The organism is Tateyamaria rhodophyticola (assembly GCF_047777875.1).
Classification (GTDB): domain Bacteria; phylum Pseudomonadota; class Alphaproteobacteria; order Rhodobacterales; family Rhodobacteraceae; genus Tateyamaria.
Genome location: NZ_CP180519.1, coordinates 2195132 through 2213414 on the forward strand (window position 1 = coordinate 2195132; position 18283 = coordinate 2213414).

Here is an 18283-nt window from a genome sequence, read left to right on the forward strand (position 1 = left end):
CCCATGAACGCGATCAATTGCGACGACCCGGAAGCGCGCTGTGCCGAGGGCAACCTGTTCCGGTTCAACGGTGAGGATACATCGATGACTGTCGAAGGGATGGTCAACGGGCAGTCCACCGGCGTCTTGCCCCATGGCGAACGGATGATCCTGCCCAACACGCTCGAAGGGACGGCCAACACCCTCGCGGTGAAGCTGCGCGGGACGACACACGAGATCTGTTCGCTCAACGACATGAACATATCGCGCCCGCAGGACGTCGGGGTTTTGGTAAGTGAGGTGCCCAATGGCGCGCCCACGACCGGCGGCAACACGGAACAGGACATGCTGGTCCTCGAAGTTCCCGCAGCACTGCAAAGCGGAGCGCCGGGCGAGGGTGAGATTGACGTGGATACAGCACCCAACGAGGTGTTGATGTGGGCTGCGGTCTCGATCCTGACGACATTGGAAGTTTTTGACGAGGCAACCGGCGCACAGGCGTTGTTTGCCGCAACGGATGGCTATGTGGATTTACGGTCCACCGGGACGGATGGCGCGCCTGCGCTGGCGGATGCGGTGGCGGCGGTTGCATCGCGCAACGGGCGCGCGGCGCTGCGCGCGATCCTCGATGGCGGGCGGGGCGCTTTGAACGTGGCGCGCAGCGCGACCGGTTCGCTGATGATTGTCGCACGCATGGGCAGCAACGTGGGTCGTCAGCTGGCCGTGGGCGTTGCGGCGGCCTTGACCCGGTCGCGCATGGCGGCCGTTGTGGCCGGAACGCGCGGACAACTTGCGGCTCCGGCCTCGACCGCGGCCAGCGCAGGCAGCCGGATCCCCGTCGTGGGCTTTTTCATCGTGGGCACCATCAACTTTGTGCAGTGGTACGAGGACCCGTCTAGCCGGGGCGACTGGCAGCGGCTCTTTGCGATGATGGTGGTCGACGGTGCCGCGCTGGTGATTTCGGCCTCTGTGGCCAGCGCCGCCGCCGGTGTCGCGATTGGCGTGCTTGCAACGGCTGCGGGGCTGACGGTGGGGGCCGCCGTGTTGGTGGCCGGTGTGGGTATCGTTGCGGGCCTTGTCGCGGGCGCCATCGTCACGGCCATCGCGCGGCATTTCGATCTGGAGAACAAGTTTTACGGCATGATGAGCGCCGTGGGCCGTGGTCTGAGCAGTGTTGCACAAGGCGCGACCGAGATCACGGGCCGCTTTGCCGACACGTTGGGCGAAGTGGTCGAGCAATATCAGGAATTGGGCCGTGAGGTGCAGCGTGAATGGAACTCCGGTTGGGGCCAGATCCGGCGCAACCTGATGTCTGGCCGCGGGAGCGGATTGTTCTGATGCGCGGTGGTTTTTTTGGCACGCGCGTCCGGTTCGGCGACACGCCGGACAAGGTGGCACCGGCGGTCTATCGCAATGCCTGGGTGCTGGTGCTGATCGGGCCGTGTTTCTATATTGCGGCACTCACGCAATTGCCCGAACCGCTGGCGCCGTTTCGCGGCACATTCGGCGCGGGTATTGCGGCGCTCAGCTGGGTCGGCACCGGGATTCTGATCCTGATCAACCTCGCGCCTGTTCTGCTGATCTACGCCAAGCGGGCGGCGGGTCTGTTTCTGCTGGTCGCGGGTTTCATGTACCTCAACGGGATGGTTTCGGCGTTGATGATATCCGTCGTGCCGCTGGGATCGCCGGTTTTCCTTGTGGGCACGGTGCTGCTGTCGGCGTGGTCCCTCGTTGGGCTGCGGCGGGTCAATGCACAGGTGCCCGACACCACAATTGATGCGCTGCGCCGCGAACGGCTGCAGGTTGATAATGGGCAGGTCGTGCTGCTGCCTGCCTCGGCCATTGACGGTGGCGGGATTGCCACCACAGCCCTGTCCGGCCTGCGCAGCGCGTGGGCCAGCGTGTTTGAATTCGCAGGCGTTCTGATCCTCGTCGTGGTTGGCGGGTTTCTGACACCGGTGGTGATTGCGACCGATTTCGGCACCAACAGTCCGCTGGCGCTGATCCTGTGGTTTGCGAGCATGGCGCTTATGCTCGCGGCGCGCGGATCGGTGAACACATGGCTTTTGATCGCGCGGGCCATGGCGCGCGGGCCGGTTGCGCACACGTCGTCTGAATCCGTCCCGCAAGACGGTCGGACATGACGTATCTCGACATTTCTTCCGACCCCTGTGGACTGCCGATGCGCGCGGGGCCGGGTGTGGACAAGACCCTGCCCCAAGAGGTGATCACCCACATTTTCGGCGCGCGTGAGACGGTGTTTGCCATCCTTGACGGTGGACGTGTTCCGGGGCTGGCGGAAAGGCTGGCCGAGCAGGAATTGCCGGCATTGTGCCTGTTTACGGGCGACATGGCCGAAGACGCGGGCGATGCGGCGCCGTGGCTGGCACAGGTGCGCCCCGACACGCCCTTGTTGCGGCAAATGCTGTGTGATGTGCCGGATGACAGTGCGGGGGTGCATGGGCTGATGCGCCGGGGTGCGGGGATCCTTGTGTCCACGGACGCGGACTTGCGCACGCTGCATGCGCATCTGCGCCGCTTTCTGCGGGTGACGGACGACACCGGGCAGCCGTATTTCTTCCGATTCTGGGAACCCGATGCGGCGGCGGTCTACTTCCGCGCGGTTGCGGACCGGGCCGACACCGTGCAGCGCTGGATGTTTCCGCGAGAGGCTGCTCCGATCGACGCCTTTGTCATTCCAACCTGGCTCGAAGGGGTGGGTCTGACGCAGGTGCGTGCCGGGCCCGACTGCGATGCCACGGCGCAGGCTGCGGGCACGTTTTCGCTCGAACCACCGGAGATCGAGGCGTTTCGCGCGCTGCAATGGCGGCGGGACAAGCAGCAGCTGGTGGACCGGCTGCTTGCCACATTTCCCGATGCGGCAGAGGCGCTTGGAAAGGACCTGGCCGTGCGTGTCAGTGATGCGGTCGACCGTATGGTCGGCGCCGGGTTCTGGCGGCGCGACATGCTGTTTACGTTTTGCGCGTGGGACATCCACTATGGCGCGGACGTGCTGGAACGGGACCCGAAAGGATTGGTTCAGGCGGCCATGACCCAACGCGGATCAGCCGAAGACCGGTTTGCCCTGATCGCCGCACGGATGGAGGTTCTTGAGCGGGATCATTTCGCGGCGCCCGCGTTGTTGTAGTAGATCACCCGTTCAAAATCCTCGTCCGGCGCGTGGCCCAACCGGTCCTGCACACTGTTGAGCCGGGACGAGATGTGCCCCCAGCCTTGCAACATGGTGCGGCGTTCCGCCTCGCTGGGCTCACCCCCGGCGATCATGCGGTCAGCCACCCCCGCAGGCAGCCCGTCCGGCGGCGCGTATTGAGTGTCGCCCGACGGATACGCGCCAAACGGCACGCCGGTTGCACGGGCCGCATCATACATGATGCGCAGCGGAATGCGCGACAGCCCGGCGTTGACCTGATCGCGGACCATGCGGGTGGACGTGGTATAGGTATAGGTGCGACCGCTCGTCAGGCCGGCGATGCCGGGCAGCCGGCGTTCCACGATTTCCGTCGGCATATTCTGCAGCGCACCGGACGGATTGCCCGGCTCGATCCAGCCCTCTTCGACGAAAAAGCTGTTGAGGTCCGTCTGTGCCGCCTGCGCGGCGGCCACATCTGCGGCGCGCGCCGCTTCGGCGGCCTCGCGGGTGTAAAAGCTGTGATCCTCGGCTTCTTCGAGCAGGTGATTTTCCGGGCCGCTGGTGTATCCGCCCCCCACATCCGAATGCGCGCCGGGCATCTCGCGCGTATCACCGCCGCCCGGCACATTGTGGTTCAAGCGGAAATTCTTGCGAAACTCGTTGGCCGCGGTGAGGTGAAAGATCCGGTCCGCCTGTGCCGTGCTGCAATGCACGTTGACCGGCCCGTTGTCGTCATCATCGGCCCAGCCGATGGCTGCCACGGTGTCGAATATCCCGACGAAACGGAACCGCAGATTGCGTCCTTCGGGGACAAAGGCGCGGCGCTCATCGACATGGGAGCCTTCGAAAATGCTCCAATCCACGGCGTTGTACTGGATAAAGCCCTGCCGAAAGCAGTTCACGAAATAGCGCGCAGCAGCGGCACCACGGCTAAAGCCGAACACGTCCACGATGATTTCCGTGGGCTCTGCGCCGCCCGACAGAAGGGTGATCTTTTGCCCAAGGTCGATGCACGCCTGAAACACGCGCGACTCTACGCCCGTCGGTCCCATGCCGTTGATCGTGCCGGTCAGGTTGTCGGGACGGTAGTCGCTGGTGTCGGCTGTGGTGCCGATGCCCTGAACATAAAGCATGTCGAACTTGCGGCAGTATCCCGTGCCGTCCTGCTCCCACTGATCGACCTTCTGCTTGTAAAGATCGCTGAGCAGGGCGACGTTGGTGCGTGCCGCGGAATAACTCGAGCCGGACATAAACGACGGCCCTGCAATCACGTTGGCGGAGTTGTTGCCGGTGCCGTCAAAGAACACGCCGATCTCCAGCGCGGTGTTTGGGCAACTGGCCGCGACCCCGCCCACGGTTCCCATCGTGCCGTCCTGGGCATTGGCGTCGGCGGCCTGTCCTCCGATCGTGGTCATTGGGCGGGCTCCGGGCATGTGGTGGTTGCGGGCACGGGCGGATGTGCGACGGCCAACGCTTCGGTCAGGCGCGCATGGGCGAGGGGTGCTGCGGCAAAATCCTGATCCTGCGCGGGTGCGCGCGTGCCACAGGCCTGCGCGATGTTGATGTATTCGGGCATGGTTTCGACGCTGTCACCGGCCAGCACCAACAGCCCGTTCGGACCAAATATGGCGGCCACTTGTGCTGCGTCACTGGCGCTGCGCGGCAGGTCTGCGGTGGGTACGTCCAGCGTTGCGCTATAGGCGCGGTCGGTCAGCAATTCGACCCACGTGGCACTAATGGAGGCGGTGCCGCCATCGCCCGGCCAGCTGCCGCCCGTACGCGTCCCGCTGGTCCTTGGATAGCCGCTGTCCGCCGCGCCAAAGACCACCAGTGGCGTCGCAGGTTCCGGCGCCGCGTTGACGGTGAATGACAGGACCATCACCGGACTGGGCGCGTGCGCGCCATAGGACAGGCTGAGTTGTTCCGGCGCGCTGTCAAAACAAGCGCTCAGCATCAGGACCGCGGCAATGGGCAGGGCCGTTTTCATCGCTTGCCCGCCTTGGGTTGCGGCCCGATCCGCCGCACGTTCAGGCGTCCGCCCGCCAGATCGGCGAGGGTCCAGCGTTTCGAGGCGATCCGTTCGTCCAGCCATTCGGGATAGCTGTGGGGAAACAGCACGTCGAGCGTCGGGATCGGATCATGGGTCGCAGCGGGACCAGGGGCATAGATGAACATCCGTTTCAACGGCCCGAACGTGTCCACCGCAGGGGCCAGCATCGGCTGCATGTCCCGGTCATCCATGTCAAACACCGCGTCGTCAGCGCCCAGGATGAAATCCAGCGCGGCATCATCGGGATGTGGCGCACCCTTCGGGTTGAACAGGAACGGCGCGGCCACCAGGCCCTGCACAATGTTGATGTGAACAAAGCCGTGCCGCTCGCTCCAGGCGATGATGTCGCCAAACGGGCTGTGCGCGATGGCGTGCACATCGGTGTGGCGCAGACGCGCCGCGGGTTGCGGGTCCTTGACGCCTTCGGGAAAGCCAAAGTCGGGGTCGGCGCGAAACAGCGTCGCCATTTGCGGCGCGAGTTCCGAAGGCAGACACAGGCGCATGGCCCCGCCACGCAGATCGCCCACGCCAGTATCGGACCACAGATCCAGCAGGATGTCGGGCACACGGCCCACAAATCCTGCGATCATGTCGGCAGGCGGGACAACCGGCAATGTCATTGGCCCTTGTGCCTCAAGCACGGCACGCAGTCGCGCATCGGCACCGGGGTGATCGCTGTATCTTGCCATTTATGGTCCTTTCCCCGAGTGTGATATCATCACTCCTGTGCTATTGGGAGTGGTATTGGCGCACGCGCTGCTTGTGCGGTGCCAAGCTGCGACGCGACACCGCGCGGCAACTCTGCTAGGTGTGGCAGTGACGTGTATGAACGGTTCAATCGGAGACGCCCATGAATGCGCCATTTATCCAGGACAACCGCCGCGCGCGGCTGCAAACCGCACTTGGACCCAATGCGCTGGCGCTGCTGCGCATGGACGGCGACGAGGAACTGGCGGGGGATTTCACCTGGCAGGTCGAGGCGCTTTCGTCGGATTCCGACATCGACCTGAACGCTTTGCTGGGCACCCATGCGACCGTCGAAATGGAGGTTGCCGGCGGGCAGCGCTATTTTGATGGCATCGTGACCAGCGCCCAGTGGTGCGGTATGGAAGAGAATGGCAACCGCTATGACCTGACGCTGCGACCGTGGCTGCACGTTGCGGGGCTGCGGCGGAACCAGCGGATTTTCCATAATATGTCGGTGATCGAAATCCTCACCGAAGTGCTTTCGCCCTATGCCAGTATTGGCAGCCCGCACATGGAATACGAGCTGTCGACCGATTACCCGACGCTGGAATACACGGTGCAGTACCGCGAAAGCGACGCCGATTTCGCACGCCGGATGATGGAGCGGTTCGGGATCACCTGGCATTGGCGGCACGAGATGGGCAACCACACGCTGCTGATGACGGACGAAGTCGCATTCCACCCCGAGGTGCCCGGCGGATCGCGCCCCTATTACGGGGTCGAAGGCTACCACATGCACAAGGAAGAGCATTTTTACGAATGGCGCGGCGGGTCGCGGGTGACAACAGGTGCCGTGCGCCTGACCGAATACAATTTCAAGATGCCCCACGCCACCCAGGAGGTCGGGCAGGCGGGCGATGCCACCCATGCCCACGGCGATATCGAAAGCTTTGACTGGCCCGGTGACTACCTCGAAGAAGGCTATGGCCGTCACGTCGTGACGCGCCGCATTCAGGAAGAGACGGGGCAGGCGGTGCGCTATATCGCCAAGGGCGATGTGGCCAGCCTGTGCGCGGGCTGGCGGGTGACGCCCGCGGGCGATACGATCCCGGGGGTGACCGGTGAACGGATGCTGTGCCTGCGCGCGCGCCACAGCTACAAGGCGCAGGCCTATGGGTCGGGCGACGCCAAAGGCGCCGAAGAAGCCTATGAGGGCGACTATATCGTAATGCCCGACACCGAGCCGTTGCGCCCCGAACGCCGCACACATGTGCCGGTTGTGCAGGGTCCGCAGACCGCTGTCGTCGTGGGGCAAGGTGAGATTGACTGTGACGAATACGGGCGCATCCTTGTGCGGTTCCACTGGGATCTGGCCAACGCCTATTCCATGCGCTGCCGGGTCAGCCAGAACTGGGCGGGCAAGGGCTGGGGCGGGATGGTGATCCCGCGGATCGGGATGGAGGTCGTGGTCGAGTTCCTTGAGGGCGACCCGGACAAGCCGCTGGTGACGGGCTGTGTCTACAACGGTGCAAATCCCGTGCCGTACCCGCTGCCCGCGAACAAGACGCGCAGCACCTTCAAATCCGACACCCATCAGGGCGGCGGGTTCAACGAGTTGATGTTCGAGGACGAACGCGATCAGGAACTGATATACATGCACGGTCAAAAGGATCAGGAGATCGAAATCCTGAACGACCGCAGCAAGTCCATTGGCCGGGATGAAAACAACACCATCGGGCGCGACCGCGCGCAAGTCGTGGGTCAGGACGAAACGATGAATGTGGGCCGCGATCAGCGCGAAACGATCGGACAGGATGTCAAATACGAGGTGGGCCGCAATCAGGAAGAGAAGTACGGCAAGGACCACGTGCACTATGTCGGCAACATCCACAAACAGGACATCTATGCCGATCACCTCGTTCAGATCGGGCGCAACCACGAAGAAACGGTGATGGGCAAATCCACCCTCGATGTGACGCAGTCCATCACCAACAACACCGGCAAGCACACCCTGATGGCGTTCGAGAAATTCACCATCAAGGGACCGGGCGGCAAGATCACGATTGACGGCTCCGGCATCACGCTTGAGGCGGCCAAGATCAACCTCAAGGGCATGGTGTCTATGGGCGGATCGGGCAGCGCGCAAGTTCCGACCCTGCAGGGCGCGGCCAAGGACGCCCTACCGCTGGTCGAAGAGTGCATGAAGCAGAAGGAATAGCGCATGCTGCCGATTGCCCGTGTCACCGACAAACATGCCTGTCCGCTGTGCAAGGCGGTCACGCCGATTGTGCAGGGGAGCCCGAACCACACCGCCGACAACCTCGCCGTGGCGCGTGTGGGGGACAAAACCGCCTGCGGCGCCACCATCGTGAAAGGGTCATCGATTTCGACCGCCGACGGCAAACCCATTGCCTATCTTGGATCGACCACCTCCCATGGCGGCACGATCATCAGTGGATCACCGACGCAAAAGGTCATGCCTTAGCGGGGTATGATCCGATTGCTGCAATCAGGGTGTGACGTCGGTGGAACATCGTACGTGACAGGTGCTCCGACCCATGCAGGTGTGATGCACCCTGCGATCAAACCGGCTGCCGGTCTTCGGCCACCGCGCGATACAGGTGCCACGTCGCATGTCCCAGCACCGGCAAGACAAGAAACAGGCCGAGAAACGCAGGCAGCATCGCGGCCAGCGTAACGGCCGCAATAAACGCACCCCATCCGAGGTAGATGACCGGGGCCGCCGCCACAGCCGCGATGGATTGGGTCAGCGCGGTCACGAAATCCACGTCCCTGTCCAGCAACATCGGCATCCCCAGCACACACATCGCAAAGGTTAGCGCGGCGAACACCGCGCCCACGGCACTGCCGAATGCCAGCATGGTCAGCCCGTCTGCTGTCCAGAACACATCGAGCGATGTGGACACATTCGTCATCGGGGACAGGCCCAGAAACAGGGCAAAGATCATGTGCCCCAGAAAGAACCAGAACAGGAAGAGCACGACGACCATCACGGCCAGCCACGGCAACTGCCCGTTCTTTTCGGCCCAGACAACCGACACGATCTCGGAAAAGTGCAAGTGTTCCCCGTGCTGTCGCCGCCGGCTCACTTCGTAAAGACCGAGCGCTGCAAACGCTCCGATCAGCGGAAAGCCCAGCACAGCAAGGATGAGCCAGAACGTCGTACCGGTGACAAATGTAATGGCGGTCATGACGACGCCCACGACGACGTAAAACCCGGCAAAGAACAGGCCGATATGCGGTGCGGCGATGAAATCCCGCGCACCTGCGCGCAGGCTTGTGGCGATGTCGGAGACTGTGGGGGCACGCAGGTCCGGCGCGCCATGGGCTCGGTCTGTCATGTCTTTGAGCGTACGTGCGCCGGTGCGCTTCTGTCAAACCGGCTCAGAACGGGGCCGGGGCGCGGAACCGCATCATCTTGCCACTGTCGGGATGTTTGATGCGCAGCTCTTCGGAATGGAGCATCAGGCGCGGGTGATCCAAGGCCGCGCCTGTAGCATAGAGCGGGTCGCCAAGGATGACATGCCCAAGTGCCAGCATGTGCACGCGCAGCTGATGGCTGCGCCCCGTCTGCGGCATCAGGCGCACGCGGGTTTCGTCCGGATGGTCGCGCAGGACGCGCCAGTCGGTTATGGCGGGTTTGCCGTTCTCGTGATCCACCATCTGACGCGGCCGGTTCGGCCAGTCGACGCCCAGAGGCAGGTCCACGCGCCCCGTCTTGGGCGTCAGCCGCCCGTGGACACGCGCGACATAGCTCTTGCGCGTTGCACGCAGTTCGAACTGTTTCGACAGAAAGCGTTGCGCATGTGGGGTCAGGCCAAAGACGATCACGCCCGACGTGTCACGGTCCAGCCGATGGACCAGGAGCGCCTGCGGCCACACCGCCTGCACCCGCGCGATCAGGCAATCGGCCAGGTGTTCACCCTTGCCCGGCACGCTCAGAAGGCCCGCGGGTTTGTCGACGGCCAGGATCTCGGCATCATCATGCAGGATCACCAGCGGATCCTGCGGCGGATTGTAATCGCTGCTCATGCCTCCCGCCTGTCAAATGCGCGGCCTGTGCGCAAGGGTGATCACGTTCCCGCGCGCAGGCGCACGATCCCTTTCGCAAGGCCGCGAAATGTGCAGACCTGCGGGGTATGCGTTATCTGATTGCCCTGCTGTTGGCCCTGCCCACCTTTGCTGCCGCTGAATGCGGTCCCGATGCTCCCTGCGAAATCGACGGGGGCAGTTACCATATGATCGACGGGGGCGGTGGCAAGAAGGGCGCGCCCGCGCTGGTGTTCTTTCACGGGCACAACGCGACGGGTCAGATGATCTTTCGCGGTGGGATCAAGAGCGAGTTCGCGGATGCCGGATACGTGGTGATTGCCCCCAACGGCACGCCCATCGAAGGGCGCGACAGCCGCCGCTGGGCCGGGCGCGAGGGGGGTGAACGGGACGACGTCCGCTTTGTCCTTGATGTGGTGGCGGATGCGCGCACCAAGGTGTCGATTGATCCCGACCGCATCTTTGTCGCCGGGTTCTCGGCTGGTGGGTCCATGGCGTGGTTGATGGCGTGCAAGGCAGCGCAGGACTTTGCTGCCTTTGTGTCCATCGCAGGAGCGCTGCGCGAACCCAACGACACCACCGATTGCCCGAGCGCGCCGGTGCGGTTCCTGCAGATCCACGGCTTTGCCGACAATCAGGTCCCGTTTGAAGGCCGCGCCATCCGCGACTGGCATCAAGGCAGCCTGTGGGACAGTCTCAACCTCGCCAAACGCGCCAACCAGTGCCGCACCCATCCCGACCGGATCAACATCGGCGAACAGTTCCGGTGCCGGGAATGGGACGACAGCTGTGATGCGGGCGCCATCACGTTTTGCGAACATGATGGCGCACACGGGATGCCGCGCGGTTGGACCACGCTGGCGCGCGACTGGTTCGCCGCTACACCTTAACGCGCTCGGATTTCGGATCGTAAATCGGCTTGAGCGATGCTTCGGCCCGTACCCGCGTGCCCGCCACGTCGATCTCGTAGGTGGAGGCCAGAACGTCCGCCACCGCTTCGCCCTTGCACGGCACATATCCCATGCCGACCGCAGCGCCGACGTGGTGACCATAGCTGCCCGAGGACAGGTAGCCGACGATCTCGCCATCCCGCACAATCGGCTCGTTGTGATAGAGCAGGGGCTCGGGATCGGTCAGCTTGAACTGCACCAACCGGTTCTCAAGGCCCGTCTCTTTCTTGCGCAACACCGCGTCACGCCCGATGAAGTCGGGCTTGTCCGTCTTGACCGCAAAGCCAAGCCCGGCCTCCAGCACGTGATCCTCGCAGGTGATGTCATGACCAAAGTGGCGGAACCCCTTTTCGGTGCGGCACGTGTCCATCATGTGCATCCCGCACAGCTTGAGGTCCATGTCCTGCCCGGCCTCGTGTAGCACTTCGAACACGTGACCGGCCATGTCAGAGGACACGTAGATCTCCCAACCCAACTCGCCCACATACGTCACGCGGTGCACGCGGGCGAGGCCCATTCCAATCTCGATCTGTTGCGCCGTGCCGAACGGGTTCACGTCGTTGGTGAAGTCCGCCGGGCTCACCGCTTGGAGCAGTTTGCGCGCGTTGGGGCCCATGACGGCCAGCACCCCTTCGCCCGCGGTCACATCCGTGATGACCACGTTGAAATCACCCTTGTGGCGCATCATCCACGTCTGATCCGCAAGACGCGTCGCGGCAGGGGTCACCACGAGATAGCAGGTTTCCGACAGCCGCGTGACGGTCACGTCCGCCTCGATCCCGCCGGTGGTGTTCAGGAACTGGGTATAGACGATCTTGCCCACGGGCACGTCATATTGCCCGCCGCCCACATGGTTCATAAAGGCCGTCGCATCCGGCCCCTCGACCCGGATCTTGCCGAAGGACGACATGTCGTACATCCCGACATTCTCGCGGATCGCCCTGTGCTCTTCGGCGACGTTGTCAAAGAAGACCTGCCGTTTCCAAGAATATTCATATTCCGCATTCTGACCGGGCCGCGCGAACCAGTTGGCCCGCTCCCAACCCGCCAGCTCACCCATCACGGCGCCATGTTGCAGTAGGTGCTGGTGGAACGGCGTACGGCGTACCCCGCGTGCGGTCGCCTTCTGGCGATAGGGGAAGTGGTCGGCATAGAGCAGACCCAGCGTCTCGGTCGAGCGTTCGGCGAGGTAGGTCTTGTTGCCCATGAACGGTTCCATCCGGGAGATGTCCACATCCCCCAGATCAAACGGTTTCGCCCCGTCTTCCATCCACTGCGCCAGCGCCATGCCCGCGCCACCAGCCGATTGGATACCGATGGAATTGAAGCCACACGCGACCCACACATTGTCCATCTCGGGCGCGAGGCCAAGGTGGTAGGCGTCGTCTGGGGTAAAGCTCTCGGGGCCGTTGAAGAACGTGTGAATGCCCGCTTCGGCCAGCATTGGCATCCGGTTCACTGCTGCCTCGAGGATCGGCTCAAAATGGTCGAAATCCTCGGGCAGTTGGTCAAATTCAAAGTCCTTGGGGATGCCGTTGACGGCCCATGGCTTGGCGTTGGGTTCGAACGCCCCCAACAGGATCTTGCCCGCGTCTTCCTTGTAATATGCGCATTCGTCCGGAACCCGCAGCACCGGCAGCTGTTGCAGGTCCTTGATCGCCTCTGTCACGATGTAGAAGTGTTCGCAGGCCTGAAGCGGGACGTTCACGCCCGCCATCTTGCCCACTGCGTGGCCCCACATGCCCGCGCAGTTCACAACGTGGTCGCAGGCGATGTGCCCGCTGGTGCCGTCTTCGCCCTGCCAATCGACGCCGGTGATACGGCGGCCGTCCTTGGTCAGGCCGGTGACAGCGGTGCGTTCCTGCACCTTGGCGCCGCGCTGGCGCGCGCCCTTGGCCAGGGCCAGCGCGATGTTCGCAGGATCGCCTTGCCCGTCCAGCGGCAGATACACGCCACCCGTCACATCATCGATATTGAGGTGTTCGTACCGTGCCTTGACCTCCGCCGGGGAAATCTCTTCGACCTCGACGCCAAAGGCGCGGGCCATGCCCGCCTGCCTGCGCAGCTCTTCCAGCCGTTCTGCCGTCAAGGCGGCGGTGATCGACCCCACCCGTTTGAATCCTGTGGCCACACCGGTTTCCGCCTCCAGATCGCCATAAAGCTCCTGGCTGTATTTCGCGAGCTTGGTCATGTTCGCCGTTGCCCGCAGCTGCGCGATCAATCCTGCCGCATGCCACGTGGTCCCGGACGTCAGCTGCTTGCGTTCCAGCAGGACGACGTCCTTCCACCCCAGCTTGGTCAGGTGATAGGCAACCGAACACCCGATGACGCCGCCGCCGATAATGACGACGCGGGCAGAGGTGGGCAGGTCGGGCATGAGAGTGGCTCCTTAGACGATGGTGTGGCCCGCGTCGCGCAGACGTCGGGCGATTTCGGCGATATGGTCGGGGCTGACTTCGCAGCAGCCGCCGACGATGGTGGCCCCTGCGTCGATCCACGCCATGACGTGGTCAGCATAAAGATCGGGGGTGAAGTCGCGGCGCAGCGTCAACGTGTCCACCGTGGGCTTGTCGTCCATGAACCCTTCGCTGATCCGCTCGAACCCATTCGCATAGGCCCCGGTGGGCAGCGTAGTTGCGGACAACCCGGCAAGAGCCGGGCCAATCGCCTCCGGCGTGGAACAGTTGATCAGGATGGCGCTGGCACCGCCCGCTTCGGCCACCGGGACGGCCTCCGATACAGGCTCACCCGAGCGCAGTTTTGTCCCGTCCTGATCATCAACGGTGAGCGCAAGCCAGACGGGCAGGCCGTGCGGTACGCTCGCAGCCAGGATGTCGCGCGCGTGGGCGACAGAGGCGACCGTTTCGCAGATCAGGAGGTCACAGGCCGGGGCCAGCAGCGCGGCCACCTCGGCAAAGAGCGGAACGGCCTCTTCCGGCGCGGGATGCAGATCGGGGCGGTAGCTTGCGCGCAGCGGCCCGATGGCCCCCGCAATGCGGCCCGATCCGTGTTCGCGCCGCGCCGTGCGCGCCTCATAGAGCGCGCTTTGATGCAGGGCGGAGAACGCGCCTTCGACAGGTGTGTCCATCAGGCGGTCGTGGTGGATGGCATAGCTGTTGGTGGTGGCGACGGTCGCCCCCGCGGCAAAGAAATCGCGGTGCACCTCGGTCACGAGACCGGGGTGATCCAGCATGATCTGCGTGGACCAGAGCGGCGTGGGTTTGTCCCCGGCGCGGTGCACCAGTTCCTGCCCCATGCCGCCGTCAAGAAGGGTGATGTCTGCCATTGCTAAGTCTCCGTCAGGGGTGCCGGACACCGACGTGATGTCCGGTCCGGCACCCCTGTTGGAAAATCCTCACGCACGCAACCGTTCGTTGGCCGGATCCCACAGCGGTTGATCGGGTTGCACGGTCGCGGCATAGCGTTTGCCGTACATCTCGATCTCGAGCGTGGTGCCGGGTTCGGACAAATCCGTACGGACCACACCCAAAGCCACGGATTTGTTGATCCGGTAGCCCCATGCGCCTGACGTGGTCTCACCCACAACCGTATCGCCGCTCCAAACGGTGGACATGTAGGGCGCGTCCTGCTCGCCTGCGTCCACGACCATGGTGACAAACCGCTTTTTCGAGCCTTGCTGCTTTTCGTTCTGGAGCGCGGCCTTGCCGGGGAAGTCCTGCGGCTTGTCCAGTTTGACGAAGCGGTCGAGACCCCCTTCGAACAGCGAGTAATCCGTGGACAGATCGCCCTTCCACGCGCGGTAGCCCTTTTCGATGCGCATCGAGTTCAGCGCGTACATGCCAAACGGCGTGGCCCCAGCACCGATGATCGCATCATAGAGTGCCGGGATATCGGCCAGCGGTGCGTGCACTTCCCAGCCCAGCTCGCCCGCGAAGGATACGCGCAGCATCCGGCACTTGGTGCCCGCCACAACCGCGTCCTGATGGGTCAGCCAGCCCAGCGACAGGTCCGCCTCGGTCCCGATGCTTTCGAACAGGTCACGCGATTTTGGACCGCTGACGATCAGCGTCGAAAACGCATCCGTATGGTCGCTCAGGCTCAGGTGCGCAGGCAGATCCTTGTTCAGCACGTCAAAGTCATGCCATTGCGCCAGAGCGGCGGTGATCAGGGTAAAGTCATCTTCGCCGTGCCGGATGATCGACATCTCTGTCAGGATCCGGCCCCGGCTGTCGGGGAAGTAGCCCAGCGTCATGCGGCCCGCCTTGGGCAGTGCACCGGCAATCTTGCCGCGCAGCCATTCGGCGGCACCCTCACCGCTCAGGGAGAAGCGTGAGAAGCCCGGAAGGTCCAGTACGCCAACGCCATCGCGCACCGCCTCAACCTCTTCCTTGATCCGCTGCTCCCACGGGCCGCTGCGGTTCCAGGTCTGGGTCGATTCCTCGGACGTGTCGTCGCCATCCTTGGCGAACCAATTGGCCCGCTCCCAGCCATTGTAGGCCCCCATCTGGCCACCTGCGGCACGCACGCGGTCATTGACCGGCGACAGCTTCTTGTCGCGACCAGCGGGCCATTCATGGTGCGGGAAGTGCATGGCGTATTCGTGGCCGTATGTTTCCAGCGCCTTTTTCAGGCAATAGTCGTGATCGGCATGTTCGGTATAGCGGCGTGGGTCGGTCGCCCACATGTCCCACTCGGTTTCGCCATGCATGATCCATTCGGACAGCACCTTGCCCGCACCGCCACCTTGCGCGATGCCGAAGGTAAAGGAATGCGCCTCGAACGCGTTCTTGACGCCGGGCATCGGGCCGATCATCGGCAACCCGTCGGGGGCGTATGGAATCGGGCCGTTGATGTTGCGCCCCACACCGGCGGTGCCAAGCGCGGGCACGCGCTCCATCGCGTCCTCGATGTAGAATTCGAGCCGTTCCAAATCGTCCGGATATAGTTGGAAGCTGAAGTCTTCGGGCATCGGATCATCGGGCGTGACCCAGTGCGCCTTGCAGTTCCGCTCATACGGGCCAAGGTTCAGGCCGTTTTTGTCCTGACGCAGGTAATAGCTGATGTCCACGTCGCGGATCATCGGCATCTTGTGGCCCTTTTCCTTGGTCCACGCGGCCAGTTCGGGGATTTCTTCGGTCAGGAAATACTGGTGGGACATGACCACCATGGGCACGGTGCGCCCGCCGAACGGCTTGAACATCTCGCCCACGCGCTGCGCGTAGTAGCCCGCGCAGTTCGCGACGTATTCCGCCCGGATATCGCCCTTTTCCGTCTTCACGATCCACTCATCACCGTCGCGGTCGATGCCGATCACAGGGCAGAACCGTTCGATACGGCCACCGGCGTCACGCGCGCCCTTGGCCATCGCTTGCGTCAGCTGCGCCGGGTCGATGTCACCATCCAGCGGATCCCACAGACCGCCCGCAAGATCGTGGGTCTCCATGAACGGGTTGAACTCTTTCAACTCGGCGGGCGTGCACATCTGCATCTCGAGGCCCTGATACCGACCCATGCCTGCGACGCGTTCGAACTCCTGCATCCGTTCCTTGGAATGCGCCAGACGCAGGGCACCGGTGACGTGGTAGTTCATCGGGTAATCGACATCGTCGGCGAGGGTCCGGTACATCTCCAGCCCGTAGCGCTGCATGTTCATCACCGCCCAGGAGGACGAAAAGTTCGGGCAGTTGCCCGCCGCGTGCCATGTGGATCCCGCGGTCAATTCGTTCTTTTCAAGCAAGACGCAGTCTTTCCAGCCGGCTTTCGCCAGATGGTACAGCGCAGAGGTGCCGACAGCGCCGCCACCGATGATGACCACGCGGGCCGTTGTTGGAAAATCGCTCATGTCAGGTCTCCCTTTGCGGAATGTTATCCGCGATGTCGTAGTAGTCGCCCTTGTCGGCGGTAAAGATGTGGCGATCGAGGGACAGGCCGGTGGGGCCGTCTATCGTGCCAAGTGAAAAGCTGATCTTCGGCTCGCCATCCATTTTCCAGAACAGAAAGCAGCCGCATGTGCCGCAGAACCCGCGTTGGGCGGTGTCGCTGCTGGCGTACCACTGCACGGGGCCGGTGATCGCCACATCGCTGTCGCGCGCGAGACCGGAAGCCCAGTGATGCCCCGATTGCTTGCGGCACTGCCCGCAATGGCAGGCCGAGCAGCGTTCGGTGTGCGCCACGGTAAAGGATACGGCGCCACAGTTGCAGGATCCGGTCAGCATCTCAGGCCCTCTGCGGTGTATGGCTGAGCCCGAGGGCCAGACCGTAGAGGATGAAACAGGCCGCAAGCCCGCGTTGCAGCCACTTGTTGAACACCGCGCCCAACGCGGCCCGTCCCAGCCCGGCACCAAGGGCCGTGAACCCGGCATAGCTGAAAGCGGTCAGGGTCAGCGCCGTGGGCATGATCACCCACATCTGATCCCAGACGGGCACGTCCGGCTGCACAAACTGCGAGAACGCGGCAAGGTAACCTGCGACGCTTTTGGGGTTGATCGTGGCGATGGCGAGGGCGCGAAGATACACGGAGCGGCCGGTTTGAGCGCGCGGGGTCGCGACGCACCCGGCGCGCATCCACACGCGCACACCCATCCAGATCAGGAACCCGGCGCCCATCAGTTTGGCGATGCCAAACGCTGTGGGCGATGCTGCGATCAGCGCCGTGATGCCGAAGGCCGACAGGATCAGGAACGCGGTTGCCTGTGTCAGGATCGCGAGAATTCCGGGCACCGACCGGCGAAACCCAAGCGTCATGCCGTTGGTGATGCAGTTCACGGCGTTCGGTCCGGGCGTCGTGACAAACACGGCCCAGAAGAGCGTGAATATGATCCACCCCTCCGCGCTCATCAATAGACCGGCGGCGCAATGACCCAGATCGCGACGGCAGGCGTCGGATAGGGGTTCATCCAGCGGAACGGTTCGCCGCGAATGCGAAAACTGTCACCCGGCCCGACGGAAAACACGGTGTCGCCGATTTCGAGGTCCAATTGCCCGGACAGGATATATCCCACCTCTTGCGTGGGGCGCGTCACGGGGTCCTTGATCCGGCTGTGCGGCTCAAAGGTCGAATGCACGACTTCGAAATCATCGGTCAGGTCCGGCGACAGCAGTTCTTCGACAAGGCCCGCGGCACGTGATCCGATCGGACGGCGCGCGCCCTTGCGCACGATATAGCCCTCTTCGTTGGCCGGTGAGACACCGTTGCGGAACAGCGTTGATACCGCGATGTCCAGTGTCGCCGCCATGTGCCGCAGATCGGTGATCGACGGTTCGGACATGTCACGCTCGACCTGACTAACCCACCCGACCGACCGGCCCAGTGCATCCGCCATGTCCTGCAATGTCAGCCCACGTGATTTGCGCAGGGCGCGCAGGTCAGCGCCAAGCGATGAGGCCGTGGGGGGGTGCGTTTGCAACATGAGTCGTGAAAAATCCTTGCCTCTT

General features: G+C 63.6%; 17 protein-coding genes. 6 read left to right on the plus strand and 11 right to left on the minus strand.

What is annotated here, in order from left to right:
- The first annotated feature begins 3 nt into the window (after nucleotides 1-3).
- From ACERHN_RS12340 to ACERHN_RS12350, 3 genes are read left to right on the plus strand one after another with little or no spacing between them, the layout of a single operon-like run.
- Complete coding sequence (locus tag ACERHN_RS12340; RefSeq protein ID WP_415919327.1) at nucleotides 4-1317, plus strand: hypothetical protein; 1314 nt, start codon at nucleotides 4-6, stop codon at nucleotides 1315-1317.
- Complete coding sequence (locus ACERHN_RS12345) at nucleotides 1317-2123, plus strand: hypothetical protein (RefSeq protein ID WP_415919328.1); 807 nt, start codon at nucleotides 1317-1319, stop codon at nucleotides 2121-2123. Before ACERHN_RS12340 ends, ACERHN_RS12345 begins: the two co-directional genes overlap by 1 nt.
- Nucleotides 2120-3127, plus strand: a complete 1008-nt coding sequence (locus tag ACERHN_RS12350; RefSeq protein ID WP_415919329.1) for a DUF4123 domain-containing protein — start codon at nucleotides 2120-2122, stop codon at nucleotides 3125-3127. Before ACERHN_RS12345 ends, ACERHN_RS12350 begins: the two co-directional genes overlap by 4 nt.
- Here the strand turns inward: ACERHN_RS12350 and ACERHN_RS12355 are convergent.
- The 3 genes from ACERHN_RS12355 to ACERHN_RS12365 are packed head-to-tail and all read right to left on the minus strand — an operon-like array spanning nucleotide 3100 to nucleotide 5869.
- Nucleotides 3100-4545: a T6SS phospholipase effector Tle1-like catalytic domain-containing protein gene (locus ACERHN_RS12355; protein WP_415919330.1), complete on the minus strand. Its 1446-nt coding sequence runs from the start codon at nucleotides 4543-4545 to the stop codon at nucleotides 3100-3102. The genes ACERHN_RS12350 and ACERHN_RS12355 overlap by 28 nt on opposite strands.
- Nucleotides 4542-5117, minus strand: coding sequence for a hypothetical protein (locus ACERHN_RS12360; RefSeq protein ID WP_415919331.1), 576 nt, complete (start codon nucleotides 5115-5117; stop codon nucleotides 4542-4544). The genes ACERHN_RS12355 and ACERHN_RS12360 overlap by 4 nt, the downstream gene beginning before the upstream one ends.
- The gene (locus ACERHN_RS12365; RefSeq protein WP_415919332.1) at nucleotides 5114-5869 is read right to left on the minus strand and encodes a GAD-like domain-containing protein; all 756 of its coding nucleotides are present in this window, start codon (nucleotides 5867-5869) and stop codon (nucleotides 5114-5116) included. Before ACERHN_RS12365 ends, ACERHN_RS12360 begins: the two co-directional genes overlap by 4 nt.
- A 161-nt stretch (nucleotides 5870-6030) precedes the next feature.
- On the opposite strand from ACERHN_RS12365, the gene ACERHN_RS12370 reads away from it, so the two are divergent.
- Nucleotides 6031-8085 (plus strand): type VI secretion system Vgr family protein, encoded by a 2055-nt coding sequence (locus tag ACERHN_RS12370; protein WP_415919333.1) that lies wholly within the window; start codon nucleotides 6031-6033, stop codon nucleotides 8083-8085.
- A gap of 3 nt (nucleotides 8086-8088) precedes the next feature.
- The gene (locus ACERHN_RS12375; RefSeq protein WP_415919334.1) at nucleotides 8089-8352 is read left to right on the plus strand and encodes a PAAR domain-containing protein; all 264 of its coding nucleotides are present in this window, start codon (nucleotides 8089-8091) and stop codon (nucleotides 8350-8352) included.
- A gap of 97 nt (nucleotides 8353-8449) precedes the next feature.
- Here the strand turns inward: ACERHN_RS12375 and ACERHN_RS12380 are convergent, their stop codons facing one another.
- Entirely contained in the window at nucleotides 8450-9229 is a 780-nt protein-coding gene (locus tag ACERHN_RS12380; RefSeq protein WP_415919335.1) for a DUF2189 domain-containing protein, read from the minus strand.
- 43 nt (nucleotides 9230-9272) lie between these two features.
- Nucleotides 9273-9920: a pseudouridine synthase gene (locus ACERHN_RS12385; protein ID WP_415919336.1), complete on the minus strand. Its 648-nt coding sequence runs from the start codon at nucleotides 9918-9920 to the stop codon at nucleotides 9273-9275.
- Between the two features lie 107 nt (nucleotides 9921-10027).
- Between ACERHN_RS12385 and ACERHN_RS12390 the strand changes: the two genes are divergently transcribed.
- On the plus strand, nucleotides 10028-10828 hold the full coding sequence (locus tag ACERHN_RS12390) for an alpha/beta hydrolase family esterase (RefSeq protein ID WP_415919337.1): 801 nt from the start codon (nucleotides 10028-10030) through the stop codon (nucleotides 10826-10828).
- Here the strand turns inward: ACERHN_RS12390 and ACERHN_RS12395 are convergent.
- The 6 genes from ACERHN_RS12395 to ACERHN_RS12420 form a co-directional block, all read right to left on the minus strand.
- On the minus strand, nucleotides 10818-13265 hold the full coding sequence (locus ACERHN_RS12395) for a GcvT family protein (protein ID WP_415919338.1): 2448 nt from the start codon (nucleotides 13263-13265) through the stop codon (nucleotides 10818-10820). The two genes, ACERHN_RS12390 and ACERHN_RS12395, sit on opposite strands and share 11 nt — an antisense overlap.
- Nucleotides 13266-13277: 12 nt before the next feature.
- Nucleotides 13278-14174 carry a homocysteine S-methyltransferase family protein gene (locus ACERHN_RS12400; RefSeq protein WP_415919339.1) on the minus strand — a complete coding sequence of 299 codons (897 nt, stop codon included), beginning with the start codon at nucleotides 14172-14174 and terminating at the stop codon, nucleotides 13278-13280.
- Between the two features lie 69 nt (nucleotides 14175-14243).
- A complete protein-coding gene (locus ACERHN_RS12405) occupies nucleotides 14244-16691 on the minus strand; it encodes a GcvT family protein (RefSeq protein ID WP_415919340.1) in 2448 nt (815 codons plus the stop codon).
- 1 nt (nucleotide 16692) lies between these two features.
- Entirely contained in the window at nucleotides 16693-17064 is a 372-nt protein-coding gene (locus tag ACERHN_RS12410) for a GFA family protein (protein ID WP_415919341.1), read from the minus strand.
- Nucleotide 17065: 1 nt separating this feature from the next.
- Nucleotides 17066-17686 carry a LysE family translocator gene (locus ACERHN_RS12415; RefSeq protein ID WP_415919342.1) on the minus strand — a complete coding sequence of 207 codons (621 nt, stop codon included), beginning with the start codon at nucleotides 17684-17686 and terminating at the stop codon, nucleotides 17066-17068.
- On the minus strand, nucleotides 17686-18258 hold the full coding sequence (locus ACERHN_RS12420; RefSeq protein ID WP_415919343.1) for a helix-turn-helix domain-containing protein: 573 nt from the start codon (nucleotides 18256-18258) through the stop codon (nucleotides 17686-17688). The genes ACERHN_RS12415 and ACERHN_RS12420 overlap by 1 nt, the downstream gene beginning before the upstream one ends.
- Nucleotides 18259-18283: the final 25 nt, after the last annotated feature.

Coding starts and splice junctions, on each gene's coding strand:
- ACERHN_RS12340 (WP_415919327.1), top strand. CDS start 4: ATGAACGCGATCAATTGCGACGACCCGGAAGCGCGCTGTGCCGAGGGC.
- ACERHN_RS12345 (WP_415919328.1), top strand. CDS start 1,317: ATGCGCGGTGGTTTTTTTGGCACGCGCGTCCGGTTCGGCGACACGCCG.
- ACERHN_RS12350 (WP_415919329.1), top strand. CDS start 2,120: ATGACGTATCTCGACATTTCTTCCGACCCCTGTGGACTGCCGATGCGC.
- ACERHN_RS12355 (WP_415919330.1), bottom strand. CDS start 4,545: ATGACCACGATCGGAGGACAGGCCGCCGACGCCAATGCCCAGGACGGC.
- ACERHN_RS12360 (WP_415919331.1), bottom strand. CDS start 5,117: ATGAAAACGGCCCTGCCCATTGCCGCGGTCCTGATGCTGAGCGCTTGT.
- ACERHN_RS12365 (WP_415919332.1), bottom strand. CDS start 5,869: ATGGCAAGATACAGCGATCACCCCGGTGCCGATGCGCGACTGCGTGCC.
- ACERHN_RS12370 (WP_415919333.1), top strand. CDS start 6,031: ATGAATGCGCCATTTATCCAGGACAACCGCCGCGCGCGGCTGCAAACC.
- ACERHN_RS12375 (WP_415919334.1), top strand. CDS start 8,089: ATGCTGCCGATTGCCCGTGTCACCGACAAACATGCCTGTCCGCTGTGC.
- ACERHN_RS12380 (WP_415919335.1), bottom strand. CDS start 9,229: ATGACAGACCGAGCCCATGGCGCGCCGGACCTGCGTGCCCCCACAGTC.
- ACERHN_RS12385 (WP_415919336.1), bottom strand. CDS start 9,920: ATGAGCAGCGATTACAATCCGCCGCAGGATCCGCTGGTGATCCTGCAT.
- ACERHN_RS12390 (WP_415919337.1), top strand. CDS start 10,028: ATGCGTTATCTGATTGCCCTGCTGTTGGCCCTGCCCACCTTTGCTGCC.
- ACERHN_RS12395 (WP_415919338.1), bottom strand. CDS start 13,265: ATGCCCGACCTGCCCACCTCTGCCCGCGTCGTCATTATCGGCGGCGGC.
- ACERHN_RS12400 (WP_415919339.1), bottom strand. CDS start 14,174: ATGGCAGACATCACCCTTCTTGACGGCGGCATGGGGCAGGAACTGGTG.
- ACERHN_RS12405 (WP_415919340.1), bottom strand. CDS start 16,691: ATGAGCGATTTTCCAACAACGGCCCGCGTGGTCATCATCGGTGGCGGC.
- ACERHN_RS12410 (WP_415919341.1), bottom strand. CDS start 17,064: ATGCTGACCGGATCCTGCAACTGTGGCGCCGTATCCTTTACCGTGGCG.
- ACERHN_RS12415 (WP_415919342.1), bottom strand. CDS start 17,686: ATGAGCGCGGAGGGGTGGATCATATTCACGCTCTTCTGGGCCGTGTTT.
- ACERHN_RS12420 (WP_415919343.1), bottom strand. CDS start 18,258: ATGTTGCAAACGCACCCCCCCACGGCCTCATCGCTTGGCGCTGACCTG.